At 40.3% G+C, this 16,266-nt stretch carries 13 protein-coding genes; 10 read left to right on the forward strand and 3 right to left on the reverse strand.

All coding sequences use genetic code 11. The features are described 5' to 3' along the window. Together MV676_RS01255 and MV676_RS01260 are read left to right on the forward strand one after the other, a co-directional pair. Positions 1-273: hypothetical protein (locus MV676_RS01255; RefSeq protein WP_297444549.1), on the forward strand; the 273-nt coding region annotated here is incomplete at its 5' end. A 22-nt stretch (positions 274-295) separates the two neighbouring features. Beyond that, entirely contained in the window at positions 296-586 is a 291-nt protein-coding gene (locus MV676_RS01260; protein WP_297444551.1) for a hypothetical protein, read from the forward strand. 48 nt (positions 587-634) lie between these two features. On the opposite strand, the gene MV676_RS01265 is transcribed toward MV676_RS01260, so the two are convergent. The 3 genes from MV676_RS01265 to MV676_RS01275 all read right to left on the reverse strand — a co-directional run bounded on the left by MV676_RS01265 (position 635) and on the right by MV676_RS01275 (position 3,683). Further along, the gene (locus MV676_RS01265) at positions 635-1,342 is read right to left on the reverse strand and encodes a hypothetical protein (RefSeq protein ID WP_022846173.1); all 708 of its coding nucleotides are present in this window, start codon (positions 1,340-1,342) and stop codon (positions 635-637) included. A 9-nt stretch (positions 1,343-1,351) separates the two neighbouring features. Continuing rightward, a complete protein-coding gene (locus MV676_RS01270; protein ID WP_297444624.1) occupies positions 1,352-2,440 on the reverse strand; it encodes an AAA family ATPase in 1,089 nt (362 codons plus the stop codon). 136 nt (positions 2,441-2,576) lie between these two features. Then, positions 2,577-3,683 carry a WYL domain-containing protein gene (locus MV676_RS01275; protein ID WP_297444555.1) on the reverse strand — a complete coding sequence of 369 codons (1,107 nt, stop codon included), beginning with the start codon at positions 3,681-3,683 and terminating at the stop codon, positions 2,577-2,579. A gap of 106 nt (positions 3,684-3,789) precedes the next feature. Here MV676_RS01275 and MV676_RS01280 point away from each other — a divergent pair, with 106 nt between their 5' ends. The 8 genes from MV676_RS01280 to rpoC all read left to right on the forward strand — a co-directional run bounded on the left by MV676_RS01280 (position 3,790) and on the right by rpoC (position 16,219). Beyond that, a complete protein-coding gene (locus MV676_RS01280; protein ID WP_022846176.1) occupies positions 3,790-4,032 on the forward strand; it encodes a nicotinamide mononucleotide transporter in 243 nt (80 codons plus the stop codon). Next, complete coding sequence (locus MV676_RS01285; protein WP_297444559.1) at positions 4,022-5,119, forward strand: class I SAM-dependent RNA methyltransferase; 1,098 nt, start codon at positions 4,022-4,024, stop codon at positions 5,117-5,119. The genes MV676_RS01280 and MV676_RS01285 overlap by 11 nt, the downstream gene beginning before the upstream one ends. Positions 5,120-5,139: 20 nt before the next feature. Then, positions 5,140-5,823 (forward strand): phosphoadenylyl-sulfate reductase, encoded by a 684-nt coding sequence (locus MV676_RS01290; protein ID WP_297444561.1) that lies wholly within the window; start codon positions 5,140-5,142, stop codon positions 5,821-5,823. Positions 5,824-5,868: 45 nt separating this feature from the next. Then, entirely contained in the window at positions 5,869-6,126 is a 258-nt protein-coding gene (locus MV676_RS01295) for a hypothetical protein (RefSeq protein ID WP_022846179.1), read from the forward strand. 226 nt (positions 6,127-6,352) lie between these two features. Continuing rightward, a complete protein-coding gene (gene rplJ / locus MV676_RS01300) occupies positions 6,353-6,877 on the forward strand; it encodes a 50S ribosomal protein L10 (protein WP_297444563.1) in 525 nt (174 codons plus the stop codon). A gap of 18 nt (positions 6,878-6,895) precedes the next feature. Beyond that, entirely contained in the window at positions 6,896-7,279 is a 384-nt protein-coding gene (gene rplL / locus MV676_RS01305) for a 50S ribosomal protein L7/L12 (RefSeq protein WP_297444565.1), read from the forward strand. A gap of 109 nt (positions 7,280-7,388) precedes the next feature. Further along, positions 7,389-11,753 carry a DNA-directed RNA polymerase subunit beta gene (gene rpoB, locus MV676_RS01310; protein WP_297444567.1) on the forward strand — a complete coding sequence of 1,455 codons (4,365 nt, stop codon included), beginning with the start codon at positions 7,389-7,391 and terminating at the stop codon, positions 11,751-11,753. Between the two features lie 56 nt (positions 11,754-11,809). Further along, on the forward strand, positions 11,810-16,219 hold the full coding sequence (rpoC, locus tag MV676_RS01315) for a DNA-directed RNA polymerase subunit beta' (protein WP_297444569.1): 4,410 nt from the start codon (positions 11,810-11,812) through the stop codon (positions 16,217-16,219). Positions 16,220-16,266: the final 47 nt, after the last annotated feature.

Below are 16,266 nucleotides of genomic sequence, written 5' to 3' on the forward strand. Positions count from 1 at the left end.
TACGATAGAGTTATAAGTTTTATTGAAAGCCGCTCATTCGTTATGTTTACAGCACATAGAGAAAAGAGCCATATGGAAGGATGTAAACAAAATCTCAAATCTTTAATAAGAAATGTTTATAAGAAAGCAAATATACGAGCTATTCTATTGTATGGAACTGGTTTAAAAAGTGTGAGAGAAAATAAAATAATTCCTTTTAGTGAATGGACTACTCTATTTATCTTTAACAGAGAAAAGTTCCGGACAAAAAGCTGGAACTATTTTTGCCTATAAACTAAATAATTATAAAGAATTTTTGGAAGTTGTTAAAGAGGAGATAGTGAAATATGGCCAAAAATATCTCTTATATAAGGAAAGTCCTGAGAGAGTAAATCTCTACAATTTAGAAACTAACAGTGTGGAAATTACTTATTCAAAATTTAAAGAAGCTATAGCTGGATTCTACTGCAAAACAATAGATTCTTTCAACTTGGATAACTTCAAAATTTATATGAAGGGGCAAGAAGCTTACAATCACGGGATTTTTAGTATGATGGTATGTGCACCGTATTATCCGAAATTAGATTTTTCGGGGGAAAATGAATAATTTATTAAATGGAAGCCAAAAAGAATGGTCGGTTTTACTCCAATCATTTTAACCTCTCCAATCAATTTTTGTTTCTTGCGATATGTTTAGGGAAATACAGGCTTCTTTTATGTCTTTTATCTGTAGAACTTCGTTTCTGCATGTTTCCTGCAGGTATTTAAAATTGTTTAGAAATAGAGAATGTCTGAGAGAATTTGAAATATTTTGTTTTACCCTTTTCTGTGATTTAGAATAAATATAGGGGATAAATTTAAAATCGCTGGATGAAAATAGTTCTATTTCGTATCTTTCGTTTTTTGGAATAAACCAGACGTTTAAATTGAAAGTGTATTTATCAAGGTTTCCAAAGTAGGCATTAATGAGTTCATCCCGCAGGGTGTAAGCTTTTGTTTCAAGGTCTATCAGCCATTGTTTTATGTTGTTGCATTCAGGCTTTTCAAATAGCTGGTAGCAGGATGTTATTTTTATCATTGCCGTGCTGATGTTTTCAATCTCTGAAATTGATAGATTAGTTGTTATCCACATTTCAATTTCTTCCAAGATTTTTATACTATTCTCTCTGCTTATGTAATCTTTGAGGGATACTGAAAATGAAAGAGCTTCTTCTTTACTTTCAAACAGAATCAAATCGCATTCAATTTCAAAATCATGAATTTTTCTCAAGGAATAGAAATTCGATAATTTTGCATACTCTTTTAATCCTCTCGGCAGGACGTTTTTCCCTAATTTTACGGTTAACTGCCTTATTCTATTCATTTTTGCCTCTTAGAATCCTATTTCTTTAGAGTAGGCTTTTATTCTTTTGGAAATGGTTTTGTCTATCAGGTAATCTTTTTTAATGATTCTTTTTCTATCTATATAATCTAAAATCTCTGATACTTTTAATTCTTCTACGGTTTCAAAAAGTTCAAGTCCGGTAGAAAGTTCCGGGTATTTTTTGCAGAGGGATTCAAAATATTCCTTCGGAATGGGTTTAAGCTCTAAAATGTCAAACAGTCTGCTTGGTCGAAGCAGTGCAGGGTCTATTTCTTTAAGTCTTTTGTTGGTGCTTATTATTATTTTGGCTTTTTTAGGTAAGAATCCGTCTGTTACTGAAAGGATCGTTGAGACTATATCAGATACGATTTCGTCACGTCTTGTCAGTGAAACAAAGTCAAAGTCATCAAGTATTACAAGGTCGTTTTCTATATATGTATTTACTTCGTCAGCATTGGACTTAAAAGCATTTTTTCCTTTTAGCATTAATATTTTTACTTTCTTATTTAAAATGTGCTGGCTCCTTCCGATGATGTATTGGATTAATTTGCTTTTCCCCGTTCCCGGCTCTCCAAAAAGTATTAAGATTCCCTGAGGTGCTCTGAGGAAGGCGTTTGCCAATTCTTCAACGTCAATACCGTAAAATAGCTCCCTTATTAACGGATTTAAAAATTCCTCAGCTTCAAGATAGTAGTTTATTGATCTCCGCCAGCTGGCATCAATCCTTATATAAATATGGCTTTTGTCTAAACTTTCTGCTTTTAATATTTCGCATACTCTTGAAATTACCGGCCTGTCATCTTCGGTAGGCGCGTAAGAGAAATTAACTTCTATGAATTTATCATCATACAGGGAATTGTCCCAGTCTATCTTCAGAATACCAACGGGTTTGTCACCTTTGAAGATAAAAATGCTGTTAATTACAAAAGCATTTTTAAAAATGGTTTCTTCAGTATAGACCCTGTACTCAGGGTACTGCTGTTCTATTAAAAATATTATGGATTTTAATACATCTAAAACGTTTTCCCTTATCAGAAAGTTCTTACGCGGGAAAAACTCCTTTAAATAAACCTGAGATATGATTCCTTTATTTTCCATTTTCACCTTTCTCTCCTTATTTGATTTATTTCTTTTGAAAAGATATGGAAACTATTGGACATTAAATGACTAATTGCGAAGGGATTTTATGGTTGCTGAAACGATGGATTTAACGGTGTATTAATGCCGGGGTGAGTCACAAGTGGTCAATATTGCTGATGAGCTTCTGCCTCTGTTTTATGAGCGTGTCAAATGTTTTCAGGAATGATTGAAAGCGTTTTCTGTTTTCTTTTAGCGAGTAGATTAGTTCAGGGTAGTGTTTTGTAAGCTCTTTTTCTTTAGCTTTTTTGATTATGCTTTTGTCGGGCGGGAGGATTTCTATTATTTCCTCAACTAAGAATCTGCTTGCAAAGCGGTATCCTGTGAATCCAACGAGGAATACTTCAAAATGTCTCTCTTCTTCCTTTTTTAGGTAGAATTGGGTCGGGAATAAGAGGGGATTTTTGAAAAAGCTCAGGGATTCTTTAAATGCAACTCTTGCACCGAAAAGGAAAGGCTTTTCTTCTTCAAACAGAAATGTTGTTTTTCGGAATTTGCGGGATAAGAATTTGTCTGGTTTTTCCGAATGTTTGTCTATGATTTTTAGCCCTGAAATGTGAAAAGTTCTGAAAGTTTTGTTTTCAATGAGTGCACACAGGTACATTATGCCGTTATAGACAAAAACTTTTAACGGCTGAATTTTGAAAAACTCGGAACCCTTGTAACTTACAATTAATGACATGCCTTCTATGATTGCTTCGTAGATTAATTTCAGGTCTTTTTGATTTACATCTACGAATTTTTCAAGGAATTGAGGTTCATACACGAAAGAGAACTCTATGCGTTCCAACTTTTCCTTGTTGAATTCCTTTTGCAGGCGCTTTATCAGGTTAACAAACGGTTTAAATATTTCAATGTTTCTGTAGTTCTCAGGTATGAAACTGCTAAAAGTAAGCAGGGATACCAGCTCTTCTTCTGTTATGGATGTTAAAACGGGAAATGCTTTCTGGTTTGCACGCCACTCTTGAGCTTTTCTTCCCTTTATTTCCGGGTATTTTGATTCTGCGTATCCTATGCTTTCAAGGAACTGCAGCGCCCTGTTGAGTTTCCTTCTCTCTTTCCCTGCCGGGTTTTTGTCAGATAAAATCCCGTTTGCGAATAGTCGTTCATGAATTTCTCTTGTCGTTATGAAGCTGCCACTTTGAAGGAGTATTTTTAGTATTTCTATTAATAGTTCTGCTTTTGTGTGTTCTTCGGCTGCCATGGTGTATCCTCAATATCTATTTATTGAGATTATAACTGATGTTCTGTTTGCCTTATCAGAAATTTAACCTAAATTCCCCTTTGCAAGTCTTATTCGAGGGTCGTTTATGGAAAGGACGAAAGGAGAGAAAATTCTTGAGATAGTAGCATCCGTGTTTGGTGTTTCAGGGCTTTTTATTACAGCTCTTGGTTATCCTAACATAGGCTTTATGGTTGCACTTTGTGCGTCAACGCTTTACGCAATTTATGCCTATAAAACGAAACAGTATGGAATATTAACAAGTTCACTTATTTATGCGATTGTTGAAGTGATAGGAATTGTTCACTGGACGCTTAACAATGGAAAGTAGAACAGTTTTTAAGCTTTTTGCCGTTTCTCAGCCGGGAATAGAAGAGATTACACTTTCAGAGCTTGAAGATTTAGGCATAGAAGGAAAAGTTGTTCCTGGCGGTGCTTTGTTTAAAGGTGGTTTGAGGGAGCTTTACCTTTCCAACCTCTGGCTGAGAACGGCTAACAGGATTCTTGTCAGGGTTGCTTCATTTAAGGTTACAACTTTTTCAGAGCTTGTTAAGAAGGTTTCAAGGTATCCATGGGATATCTATTTTCCTTTTCCCCAGAAAGTCAAAGTCAGGGTAACGTGTAAAAAGTCAAAGCTTTACCATTCTAAAGCAGTTGCTGAGAGAATTTTAAAAGGTATCCATCATAGATTGAAACATCAGCTTGAAGAGGCAAAGTTTGAGGATGAAGGGACATCTATTGTTGTGAGAATTGAGAACGATTTTTGCACAGTAAGTGTTAACAGTTCTGGTGCATCTTTACATAAAAGAGGATACAGGGTTGTTGAAACGGAAGCACCGATTAGAGAAACGCTTGCTTCTGCTATGATTCTTGCTTCAGGCTGGGATAGAAAAACACCTTTAATAGATCCTTTTTGCGGTTCAGGAACAATTCCGATAGAGGCTGCTTTGATAGGTGCAAACATACCGCCCGGTTTTAAGAGGGATTTTGCTTTTATGAAATGGAAAAACTTCGATGAAGTTTTGTGGAATCAGCTTTTAGAAGAGGCTAAAGATGGAATTACAGAATTTCCACAGGTTTTCGGTTTTGACATTTCTAAAGAGGCTGTGGATGCTGCAGTAAAGAATGCCGGGGCAGCCGGTGTAAAAATCTCTTTTAAAGTTGCTTCCTTTCCTGAATATGGTTTGCCACCTCTTGCATACATTGTTACCAATCCTCCTTACGGAAAAAGGATAAAAGTAAATCCAGAGGAGATTTATAGAGATTTCGGTAGATGGCTTAAAAAGGTGTTTTCCGGATTTAAGGTTGCGTTTCTTGCCCCTTCTAACAGACTTGCCTCTGTTACCGGAATAAAATGTAAAAGAGTTACCACCTTTTCTAACGGCGGAATAAGGGTTAACTTATACTGTAGCCGCTAAGAAATTTTTGTGAGGTTGCAGTGAAAAATTATGAATCTTTTTCACCTCAAGAACTTCTTGAAGAATTCATCCTTTCATCTTCCCGTCCTGTCATTACTTCTTCGTTTAGTGTTAATAGTGTGGTTATTCTTGACATGGCTTTAAAAATTAAACCTGATATAGAAGTAGTTCTTATTGATACAGGTCTTCTGTTTAAAGAGACTTACGAGTTTGCAGAATATCTAAAGAACAAGTGGAACATTAATCTTATCTTTGTTGAGCCTGCGCTTTCTCTTGAAGAACAGGGTAAGAAATACGGAAAAGAGCTCTGGAATCGTGATCCTGATCTTTGCTGCAGGTTAAGGAAAGTTGCCCCACTTGATAGATTCCTTGAGGATGGAGTTGATCTCTGGATTACAGGAATGAGAAGGGATCAATCACTAACCAGAAAGAATCTGAAAAAAGTGGAAATACACAGACTACCCTCGGGAAGGCGAATAACAAAGCTGGCGCCTGTTGCCGATTGGGACAGGAAAAAGGTCTGGAATTATGTTTTTAAGAATAAACTTCCGTATAATCCATTGTATGACAAAGGTTACACATCTTTCGGATGTGTTCCGTGCACTTCTCTTCCTATTTCCGATGATGAACGTTCTGGAAGGTGGCCGGGGAAAGGGAAGTTAGAGTGTGGCATTCATACATTTACCGAAAAAGAAGAAATGTAGTAAAATGTTGAGGAGGGTTGTGCTTTAACGTTGGAGGAGGAAAGGATGCAGGAAGATTTGAGAAAAGCTGAAAGGCTCGCAAGAACGGTTGTGGCTGATTTTTTTCTTTACAATCAGGATAAGATAGATAAAGCTTTAAGGGAAGATACCCTTTTTGAGCTTTTAGGTGGTGAGCTGGAAGATTCAGAAAAGTTTTATAACTCTAACGTGAACGCTGCGGTAAGAAAGTCTTCTAACTACTTCTGGGATACGCTGTTTAATAGACTTATGAAGAGAGAAGCTCAACTGTTCGATATTTCCTGAAAGCTATGTTTGAATTTTTAGCGGAAGTGGTGAATTTTTTCTTGACAATGTAGAAACAGTACATATAATTACACCTGACAGTGTGGCGGTCGTAGAGGGTAGGTGCGTGAGCTTAAATGTCCTAAAAGGACAGCCTGCTGAGACCGGAGGAGAGCTGTTTCTTTCTATCTCAATTAGCCCCTCCCTCTACAATCCCGCCTTTTAAAACCTTAAGGAGGTAGCTCCTTTGAAAACGAGAAAGGATAAAGCGGTTATCATTGAAGAATTAAAAGAAAAGTTTGAAAAGGCACCGCTTGTTGTTCTCACAGACTTTCAGGGCATGACGGTTGCAGAAAGTAACGCCCTTAGAAGAGTTCTTAGAGAAGCCGGTGCTGAGTACAGGGTTGTTAAAAACACCCTGATGAGAAAGGCTTATCCGGGGACACCGGTTGAGCAGATTGCTGACAAGTTTGTCGGTCCTACTGGTATTGCTTTTGCCTTTGATGACATTGTAGCTGCTGCAAAGGCCCTCAAAAAATTCATCGAGGAAGATGAGAAGCTGAAGTTTAAAGCAGCCGTTATCGAAGGTAAAGTTGCTGATTACGAACAGCTTAAGGCTCTTGCTTCTGTTCCTTCAAGGGAAGAACTCCTTGGACAGCTTGCTTTTGCATTGAAGTATCCGGTAAATGCAATAGCCTGGTCTCTGGAAAATCTCTTCCAGAAACTTGTTTTTGTGCTTGAAAACGTAAAAAGCGAGAGAGAAACAGCTTAATTTATAGGGAGGTAAAGAATGGCTGAAATCACAAAAGAGCAAATAGTAGAAGCAATTGAAAACATGACAGTACTTGAGCTTGTAGAGCTCATCAACCTCATCAAGGAAAAGTTTGGCGTATCTGATATGCCTGTTGTTGCTGCTGGTCCTGTTGCTGCAGGTGGTGCAGGTGAAGCTGCTGCAGCTGAGAAAACAGAATTTGACGTTATTCTCAAAAGCCCGGGTGCTAAAAAGATTCAGGTTATCAAGGTTGTTAGAGAAATTACAGGTCTCGGACTTAAAGAAGCAAAGGCTCTTGTTGACGGTGCTCCAAGCCCGGTAAAAGAAGGCGTATCTAAGGAAGAGGCTGAAGAGATTGCTAAGAAGCTTGAAGAAGCTGGAGCAGAAGTAGAAGTTAAGTAACATATTGAAAATTTAGAGACCGGGTAATAAATTACCTTTTTCGGCGGGTGGTTGTCAATCTGACAACCACCCTTATCCTATTTTTAAAAACCAAAAAAGAGGGTGCAGTATGAGTAGAACACAGGCAGTCAAAAAGGCAACGGGTGTCAAATTAGAAAAATCCCTCCCCAGAAAAACCTTCGCAGATAGAAAAGAAGTTCTTCCAATTCCGGATCTTCTTGAATTTCCTTTTGAATCCTATGAAAGATTTCTGCAGCTCAATAAGCATCCTGAGAAGAGGGAAAATACTGGACTTGAATCAGCTTTTAGACAGGCGTTTCCGATAGTTGATGAGGCGTCCGGTGTTGAAATTCACTATAAAGGCTATGAAATAGGCGATTGGTACTGTAAATGTGGAAAATATCAGGGCCTTGGTGGGAAAGGAGTTGTATGTCCCAACTGTGGAATGGAAGTTGTATTTAGACCAAAGTACACTCCTGACGAATGTATAGAAAGGGGTATCTCTTACACCGCACCTTTAAGGGTTCTTTTTGAGCTTCACGTGTGGCAGAAAGATCCAAAAACCGGCGAAAAGATAGCTCCGATTATAAAAGAAAACAAGATGTATTTTGGTGAAATTCCTCTCATGACAGAGAGGGGAACGTTCATTATTAATGGTACTCAAAAAGTTGTTGTCAGCCAGCTTCACAGATCTCCCGGTCTTTTCTTTAAAAATGAAGTTTCCAAAACGACAACGGTTGCAAGGATTATTGATATTGCAAGCATAATCCCTGCAATGGGTTCATGGATAGAGTTTGAAATTCCCCACAATGAGGTTCTCTACGTTAAGATAGACAGAAAGAGAAGATTTCTTGGAACCTACCTTTTAAGAGCTTTTGGCGTAAGAACTGATGAGCAGATTATAAACATCTTTTATGGGGATGTTGTAGAGAAATTTAAAATCGTAAACGGTGAAATAGTTGATGAAGAGGGCAATGTTAAGTCCAGCGAAGATATGCTTGGATACTACCTCATTGAGGATTTAATAGATCCTGAAACGGGTGAAGTCGTTCAGGAAGCTTATGAGGAACTTTCAACAAGTTCAAGGAAACTTCCTGAAGGTGCTGAGTTTAAAGCAGTTCACAGAAAAGCAAAGCCTTACGGTGCTGTTATTATTAACACTTTGAGAAAAGAGAAGAAGGACAGAGTTAGAGAAAAGATAGACGATCCCCTTATCGCTGCTTACGTTGAGATTTTTAGAAAGGTTAGACCCGGTGATACGGCTACCGTTGAAGGTGCTAAAAGACTATTTGAAACTATGTTTTTCAGCACCAAGCACTACGACCTTTCAAGGGTTGGCAGGGCAAAAATTAACGAAAAGGTTTATCCTCAGGAAAAACTTAAAGAAATAACGAAAGAAGATCTCACTTTTATAGACTGGCTGCCTCCTCTTAGAATTGCTGAAGATGTTAAAAACGAAGATGGTGACATTGTTATAACGAAAGGAACATTTCTTGACAGGGAAGTTGCAATTAAACTTTTAGAGCTTACCAGCGTTGATAAGATAGCGGTTGAGCCTGATTACGACGAGGCTGGAAGACTTCTTCACAAAGCAGACATTGTAGGAACTGTTAAGGCATTACTTGAGGTTCATGCTGGAATTAGAGGTTACGACGATATTGACCACCTTGGTAACAGAAGGGTTAGAGGCGTTGGCGAACTTGCAGAGATAGCCTTTAAGTCAGGTCTTTTCAAGCTTGAAAAAGCTGTAAGGGAAAAGCTTGGTGTTGCTGATGTTGAGTCTGTTATGCCTCAGGATCTTATAAATCCAAGAACGGCACTTAATCCTTTAAATGAGTTCTTCAACCTTACACAGCTCTGCCAGTTCATGGATCAGACAAACCCACTTTCAGAGACAACGCATAAGAGACGTCTTTCAGCACTTGGCCCTGGTGGTCTTACAAGGGAAAGAGCTGGATTTGAAGTGCGTGATGTTCATCCATCCCACTACGGCCGTATCTGTCCAATTGAAACGCCAGAAGGTCAGAATATCGGTCTCATTAACTCTCTTACCACATATGGAAAGATTAACTGGCTTGGCTTCCTTGAGACGCCTTACAGAAAGGTCGTTAACGGAAAGGTTACCGATGAGATTGTTTACATGACAGCCGATGAAGAGGAGAACTACATTATTGCTCAGGCTAACGCCCCTGTTGATGAAGAGGGCAACCTTACCTCTGACATGGTAATGGCAAGGCACAAAGCCGAGTTCAAACTTGTAAAGAAAGAAGAAGTTCAGTTTATGGACGTTTCACCTAAGCAGGTCTTTTCAGTATCAGCTTCTCTCATTCCATTCCTTGAGCACGATGACGCCAACCGTGCCCTCATGGGTTCAAACATGCAGCGTCAGGCTGTTCCTTTAGTTAAGACAGAGGCACCGTTTGTTGCCACAGGTATGGAGAAGCCGGTTGCTCTTTACAGTAGAAACGCTGTTGTTGCAAGGCGTTCAGGTATCGTTGAGAGCGTAACTGCTGACAAGATAATCATAAAGGTTGATCCGGAAGAGATAACGGAAGGCGGACTTTCCGTTGATACAGGTTTTGACGTTTATGAGCTTAAAAAGTTCAAGAAGTCAAACCAGAAAACCTGCTTCAACCAGAGACCTATCGTTAAAAAAGGTCAAAGGGTTGAAAAAGGCGAAATAATCGCAGATGGTCCTTCAATGGATAACGGTGAGCTTGCCCTTGGTAAGAACGTTCTCATTGCATTTATGCCATGGCGCGGTTACAACTTTGAGGATGCCATCCTCGTCAGTGAAAGACTTTTGAAAGACGATGTTTATACTTCAATTCACATACAGGAACTTGAGTGTGAGGCAGTAGAAACAAAGCTTGGAAGAGAAGAGATAACAAGAGATATTCCGGGCGTTCCCGAGTCTCTGCTTAAGAATCTTGACGAATCAGGAATTGTGAGAATCGGAACCTATGTGAAGCCCGGCGACATCTTAGTTGGAAAGGTTACGCCAAAAGGAGAGCAGGTTCTAACGCCTGAAGAGAAGCTGCTCCAGGCTATTTTCGGTGAGAAGGCAAAAGGTGTTAAAGATTCTTCACTCTACGTGCCTCACGGTGTGGAAGGTGTTGTTATTGATGTTAAGATTCTCTCAAGGAAGGGAGAGAAGAAAGACGTTAGAACACAGCTTATAGAGAGTGAAGAGAAGGCAAAACTCGAAAGGGCCAAGCAGGAAGAGATAGGTCTTGTTAAAGCAGACAGGGACAGAAGGGCTGCTGAACTTATCGTTGGAAAGGCTGTTAAGGAAGACGTTTACGACGCTAACGGCAATCTTCTTGTTGCTGCCGGTGAAAAGATAACTGAAGATAAAGTTAACGATGTTGTCTTCTTTGCCCTTCGTAAGCCTTCAATAATAGATGACGCTGAAGTTGAGAAGAAGCTTAAAGAGATAAGGATCAAGGCTGTTGATAAGATTGCGCTTATTGAAAACATCTATGAAGAGAAGAAAGCTGCCCTTGAAATGGGACATGACCTTCCTGCTGGTGTGAATAAGGTTGTCAAGGTTTACATAGCAACCAAGCGTAAGCTTACAATTGGTGATAAGATGTCAGGTCGTCACGGAAACAAGGGTGTTGTTTCCCAGATAAGACCTGTTGAAGATATGCCTTTCCTTGAAGATGGTACACCAATTGACATTACTCTTAACCCTCTTGGCGTTCCATCTCGTATGAACGTTGGACAGATTCTTGAAGTTCACCTTGGTCTTGCTGCTAAAGAGCTTGGTAAGAAGATTGAAAAGCTTATGAAGGTTGGACTTGACCTTGTAAGGGAAGAAATAAAAGCTATCTATAACGATGAAAACATAAGCAAGCTTATAGATTCTCTATCTGACGATGAACTGAGAGAGGTTGCCAAGAAGCTTTCAAAGGGTATCAGGTTTGAATCACCTATTTTTATGGGTGCTAAAGAGAAAGAGATTAAGAGACTTCTCAAGCTTGCGGGACTTCCTGAAACGGGAAGACTCACAGTTTATGATGGTCTTACTGGAGAGCCGTTTGACCAGGACGTTACCGTTGGTTACATGTACATGCTCAAGCTTATTCACCTTGCTGACGATAAGATTCATGCCCGTTCAACAGGTCCTTACTCACTCATTACTCAACAGCCACTTGGTGGTAAGGCACAGTTTGGCGGTCAGAGATTTGGTGAGATGGAAGTCTGGGCACTTGAAGCTTACGGTGCTGCTTACACGCTTCAGGAGATGCTTACGGTTAAGTCTGACGATGTTGAAGGAAGGTCAAGGGTTTACGAATCTATCGTAAAAGGAAAGTACACATTTGAACCTGGACTTCCTGAATCATTTAACGTTCTTGTTAGAGAGCTTAAAGCACTTGCCCTTGATGTTAAATTCATCAAGCAGATAGAAGAAGCAGAGCCTGAGAAGAGCGAGGCTGAAAAACTATTTGAAGAGAAAGAAGAAGAGTAACAGTTTGGGGGCTTTGCCCCCTTTAGCATAAAGAATCCTTTGCAGGAGGAGCTGTAGTGAAAGAGATTATCTTTTCAGAAGAACCTAAAACCTTTGATTTTGATGCAATAGAGATTGGCCTTGCTTCACCTGAAAAAATTAAGGAGTGGTCTTACGGTGAAGTAAAGCTGCCAGAGACACTTAATTACAGGACATTAAAGCCAGAGAAGGACGGACTTTTCTGTGCGAGAATATTTGGACCTGTAAGGGATTGGGAATGTCTCTGTGGAAAATACAGGGGTTCAAAATATAAAGGTGTAGTTTGTGATAGATGCGGTGTAGAAGTTACTCTTTCGAGAGAGAGAAGAAGAAGGTTCGGTCACATTGAACTTGCAGCTCCGTGTACGCACATCTGGTACGTAAAGTCAGTTCCAAGTAAAATAGGTGCCCTTTTAGGACTTTCTGTAAGGGAAGTTGAAAGGGTTGTTTACTTTGAAAGCTACATAGTTCTTGATCCAGGCGATGAGGAAGAAACAGGCCTTAAACAGTTTCAAATATTAACAGAAGAAGAGTACAGGGAAAAGATAGAGGAAGTTGGCGAGGATGCCTTTGAGGTTGGTATTGGTGCCGAAGCCATAAAAGAAGCTCTTAAAAGGGTTAACCTTGAAGACCTTGCCGAGGAGCTTCGTGAAGAGATAAGAATGTACTCTGGTGAGATTGACGGTATCAACAGCGATCTTCAGAAGAGACTGCCCAACGTATTTAAGGCGGCAGTTGAAACAATTTCTTACTACACAGGTCTTTCAGAAGACACCATTATTGGTATTGTTAAGAAAACACTTGTTGTTGTAGTTGAGCCTGGAGATAGCAACCTTGAAAAAGGACAGATTATTCCTTACGAAGACTTCAAGAAGATTTCGGAAACATGCACGCTGAAAGTTGAAAAAGGTGGAAAAGCCCTTGACTGGTATGTTGACTACCTTGTTGAGCTTGGAAAAATTCAGAGCAAAGAGCTTGTAAAGGAAGAAATCAGAAGGGCTACAAGAAAAGATACAACAGAAGCTAAACTTAAAAAGTTGGTTAAAAGATTAAGACTTGTAGAGGCTTTCATAGAAAGTGATAACAAGCCTGAGTGGATGGTTCTTGAGGTTCTTCCTGTTCTTCCACCGGAATTGAGACCTTTAGTTCCTCTTGAAGGTGGCAGGTTTGCAACATCTGACCTTAACGACCTTTACAGAAGGGTTATTAACAGGAATAACCGTCTTAAAAGACTTATAGAGCTTGATGCTCCTGACATTATCATCAGAAACGAAAAGAGAATGCTTCAGGAAGCGGTTGATACTCTCATAGATAACGGAAGAAGAGGAAGGCCTGTAAGAAGTTCCAAGGGACATCCTCTTAAGTCTCTTTCAGATGTTTTGAGAGGAAAGCAGGGAAGATTCAGGCAGAACCTTTTGGGTAAAAGAGTTGACTACTCAGGTCGTGCCGTTATCGTTATCGGTCCTGACCTTAAGATGCACCAGTGCGGTCTTCCTAAAATTATGGCACTTGAACTCTTTAAGCCGTTTATATACAGAAGACTGGAAGAGAAAGGCTACGCTAATACGGTCAAGCAAGCCAAGAAGATGGTTGAAAGGCAGGATCCGGTAGTATGGGAATGCCTTGAAGAGGTTATTAAAGAACACCCTGTTCTTCTCAACCGTGCGCCGACACTTCACAGAGTTTCTGTTCAGGCTTTTGAACCGATACTTGTTGAGGGTAAGGCTATTAAGCTTCATCCTCTTGTCTGTGCGGCGTTTAACGCTGACTTTGATGGTGACCAGATGGCCGTTCACGTCCCTCTTTCCCTTGAGGCGCAGCTTGAAGCTTACACACTTATGCTTTCAACTCAGAACATTCTTTCACCAGCTCACGGAAGGCCTCTTGCCGTTCCGTCTCAGGACATGGTTCTTGGTCTTTACTACATTACACTTGAGAAGAAAGGTGCTAAAGGTGAAGGAAAGATATTTGCTAACTTTAACGAGGCACTCAGGGCCCTTGATCTTGGTCTTATAGATCTCCACGCAAAGATTAAGGTTAGAATTCCTGCCCACAAGAGTGAAACAGGAAAACCTGAACTTGTTGAAACAACGGCCGGAAGGATAAAGTTTAATCTGCTCCTTCCAGAGGATTATCCCTACATTAACAGGGTAATGAGCAAGAAAGCCATTGCTGCCATGATTGCCGACATTCACAAAAAATTCGGTAATGAAGTTACCGTTGATATGCTTGATAGGTTAAAGGAAAACGGATTTCTCATGGCAACGCTTGGTGGTCTCTCAATCGGTATAGATGATCTTCATATTCCACCTACGAAGAAAGAGCTTGTTGAAAAGGCTAAGAAGGAAGTAGAGAGGATAGAGGAAGGTTACAGAAAAGGCCTTCTTTCTAAGGATGAAAGGTACAACAAGATAGTTGATATATGGACAAGGGTTACGGAGCAGATAACCAAAGACATGATGGAGTACATGAAAACTCACGATATTGACAGCCGTGGAAGGCTTCCAGACGATGGTACTTTCAATCCAGTTTACATGATGCTCTCCTCCGGTGCTCGTGGTAGCCAGCAGCAGATTCGTCAGCTTGCAGGTTTAAGGGGTCTTATGGCCAAGCCTTCCGGTGAAATCATTGAAACACCTATTATTTCAAGTTTCCGTGAAGGTCTGACAGTCCTTGAGTACTTTATCTCAACTCACGGTGCAAGAAAAGGTCTTGCCGATACCGCTCTTAAAACTGCTGACGCCGGTTACCTGACAAGGAGACTCGCTGATGTTGCTCAGGATATTATTGTAACGATGGAAGACTGCGGGTGCGATGACGGTATTGAGATTTCTGCTCTCATGGAAGCGGGTGAGATTGTTATTCCGCTTGCTAAAAGGATTGCAGGAAGATACGCTGCTGAAGACATATCCGATCCTATAACAGGTGAGATTCTGGTTCGCAAGAACGAAGAGATTTCAGATGAAATGGCGCAGAGGATTGAAGATCTTGGTATAGATAAGGTTAAGATTAGATCTGTTATGACCTGTAAGGCACCATTTGGTGTTTGTGCCAAATGTTACGGAAGAGACCTTGCAAGGAGAAGGCCGGTTCAGTTAGGAGAATCTGTGGGTATTATTGCTGCCCAGTCAATCGGTGAGCCGGGAACCCAGCTTACCATGCGTACCTTCCACATTGGTGGTATTGCCATGCGTGGTGCTGAAGAATCTGAATACAAGGCCAAACATGAGGGAATCGTTAAAGTCTTTGATGTTAACACGATTACCGATACTGAAGGGAATGTCATTGTCATTAACAGAGCCGGAAAAATTGCCGTTGTTGATGAGAAGACAGGTAAACACCTTGAAAGGTATGATATTCCTTACGGCTCTTACTTGAGGGTTAAAGATGGTCAGCAGGTGAAGCCTGGAATGATACTTGTCGAGTGGGATCCACTCGCTGTACCTATTCTTGCCCTCAAATCCGGTACTGTCAGGTATAAAGATATTATTCCGGGAGTTACCATTTCTGAAACAGAACCTGTTGTTCTTGAGTACAGGACCCTTCCATACGAGCCAACAATTGAAATAGTTGATGAAAACGGTGAAGTTGTTGATTTCTATCCTCTTCCTGTTGGTTCCCGTATAATGGTTAAAGAAGGTGAAAAGGTTACAGTTGGAACATCTCTGGCAAGGCTTCCGAGAAAAATTGGAGGAACAAAGGACATTACCGGTGGTCTGCCGAGAGTCGCGGAACTTCTTGAAGCGAGAAAGCCAAAAGATGCGGCAATTCTTGCTGAAATTGACGGTAAGGTTTATGTTGAAACAGAGAGAGCTAAGAAAAAGATAACTATCCTCAATCCTGAAACCGGCGTTAAAAGGGAATACGAAGTTCCAAAAGGAAAGTATATTTATGTGAGAACGGGAGACTACGTTAAAGCCGGTGAGCCTCTGACGGACGGTCAGCTTAATCCTCACGACATACTTGCCATCATGGGTGAAAGAGCTGTTGAGAGATTCCTCCTTGATGAGGTTCAGTCTGTTTACCGTGCTCAGGGCGTTGAGATTAACGACAAGCATTTTGAAGTAATTATCAAGAGAATGCTCAGAAAGGTTAAGATAGAGGACGCTGGCGACAGTAACTTCCTTGTTGAAGAGATCGTTGACAGAGAGGAGTTTGAAAGAGTGAGAGAGAGACTCTTTAAGGAAGGCAAGCGGCCACCTAAAGCCAAGCCTGTTCTTACGGGTATCACAAAGGCGGCTCTTTCTACGGAAAGCTTTATCTCTGCTGCTTCCTTCCAGGAGACAACGAGGGTTCTATCTGAGGCAGCAGTTAGAGGTAAGAGGGATTATCTCAGAGGTCTTAAAGAAAACGTTATTATCGGAAGACTTATTCCCGCCGGAACAGGAAGGAAAGAATACAGAAAAGTTACATGGCAGTACTGTGAAAAAGCTGAAGAGGCAGAGTAAACTTCTTAATTGCCAATATTTAAAGGGGGGCTTTAAAGCCCCCCTTT

The organism is Desulfurobacterium sp. (assembly GCF_027028515.1).
Classification (GTDB): domain Bacteria; phylum Aquificota; class Aquificia; order Desulfurobacteriales; family Desulfurobacteriaceae; genus Desulfurobacterium_A.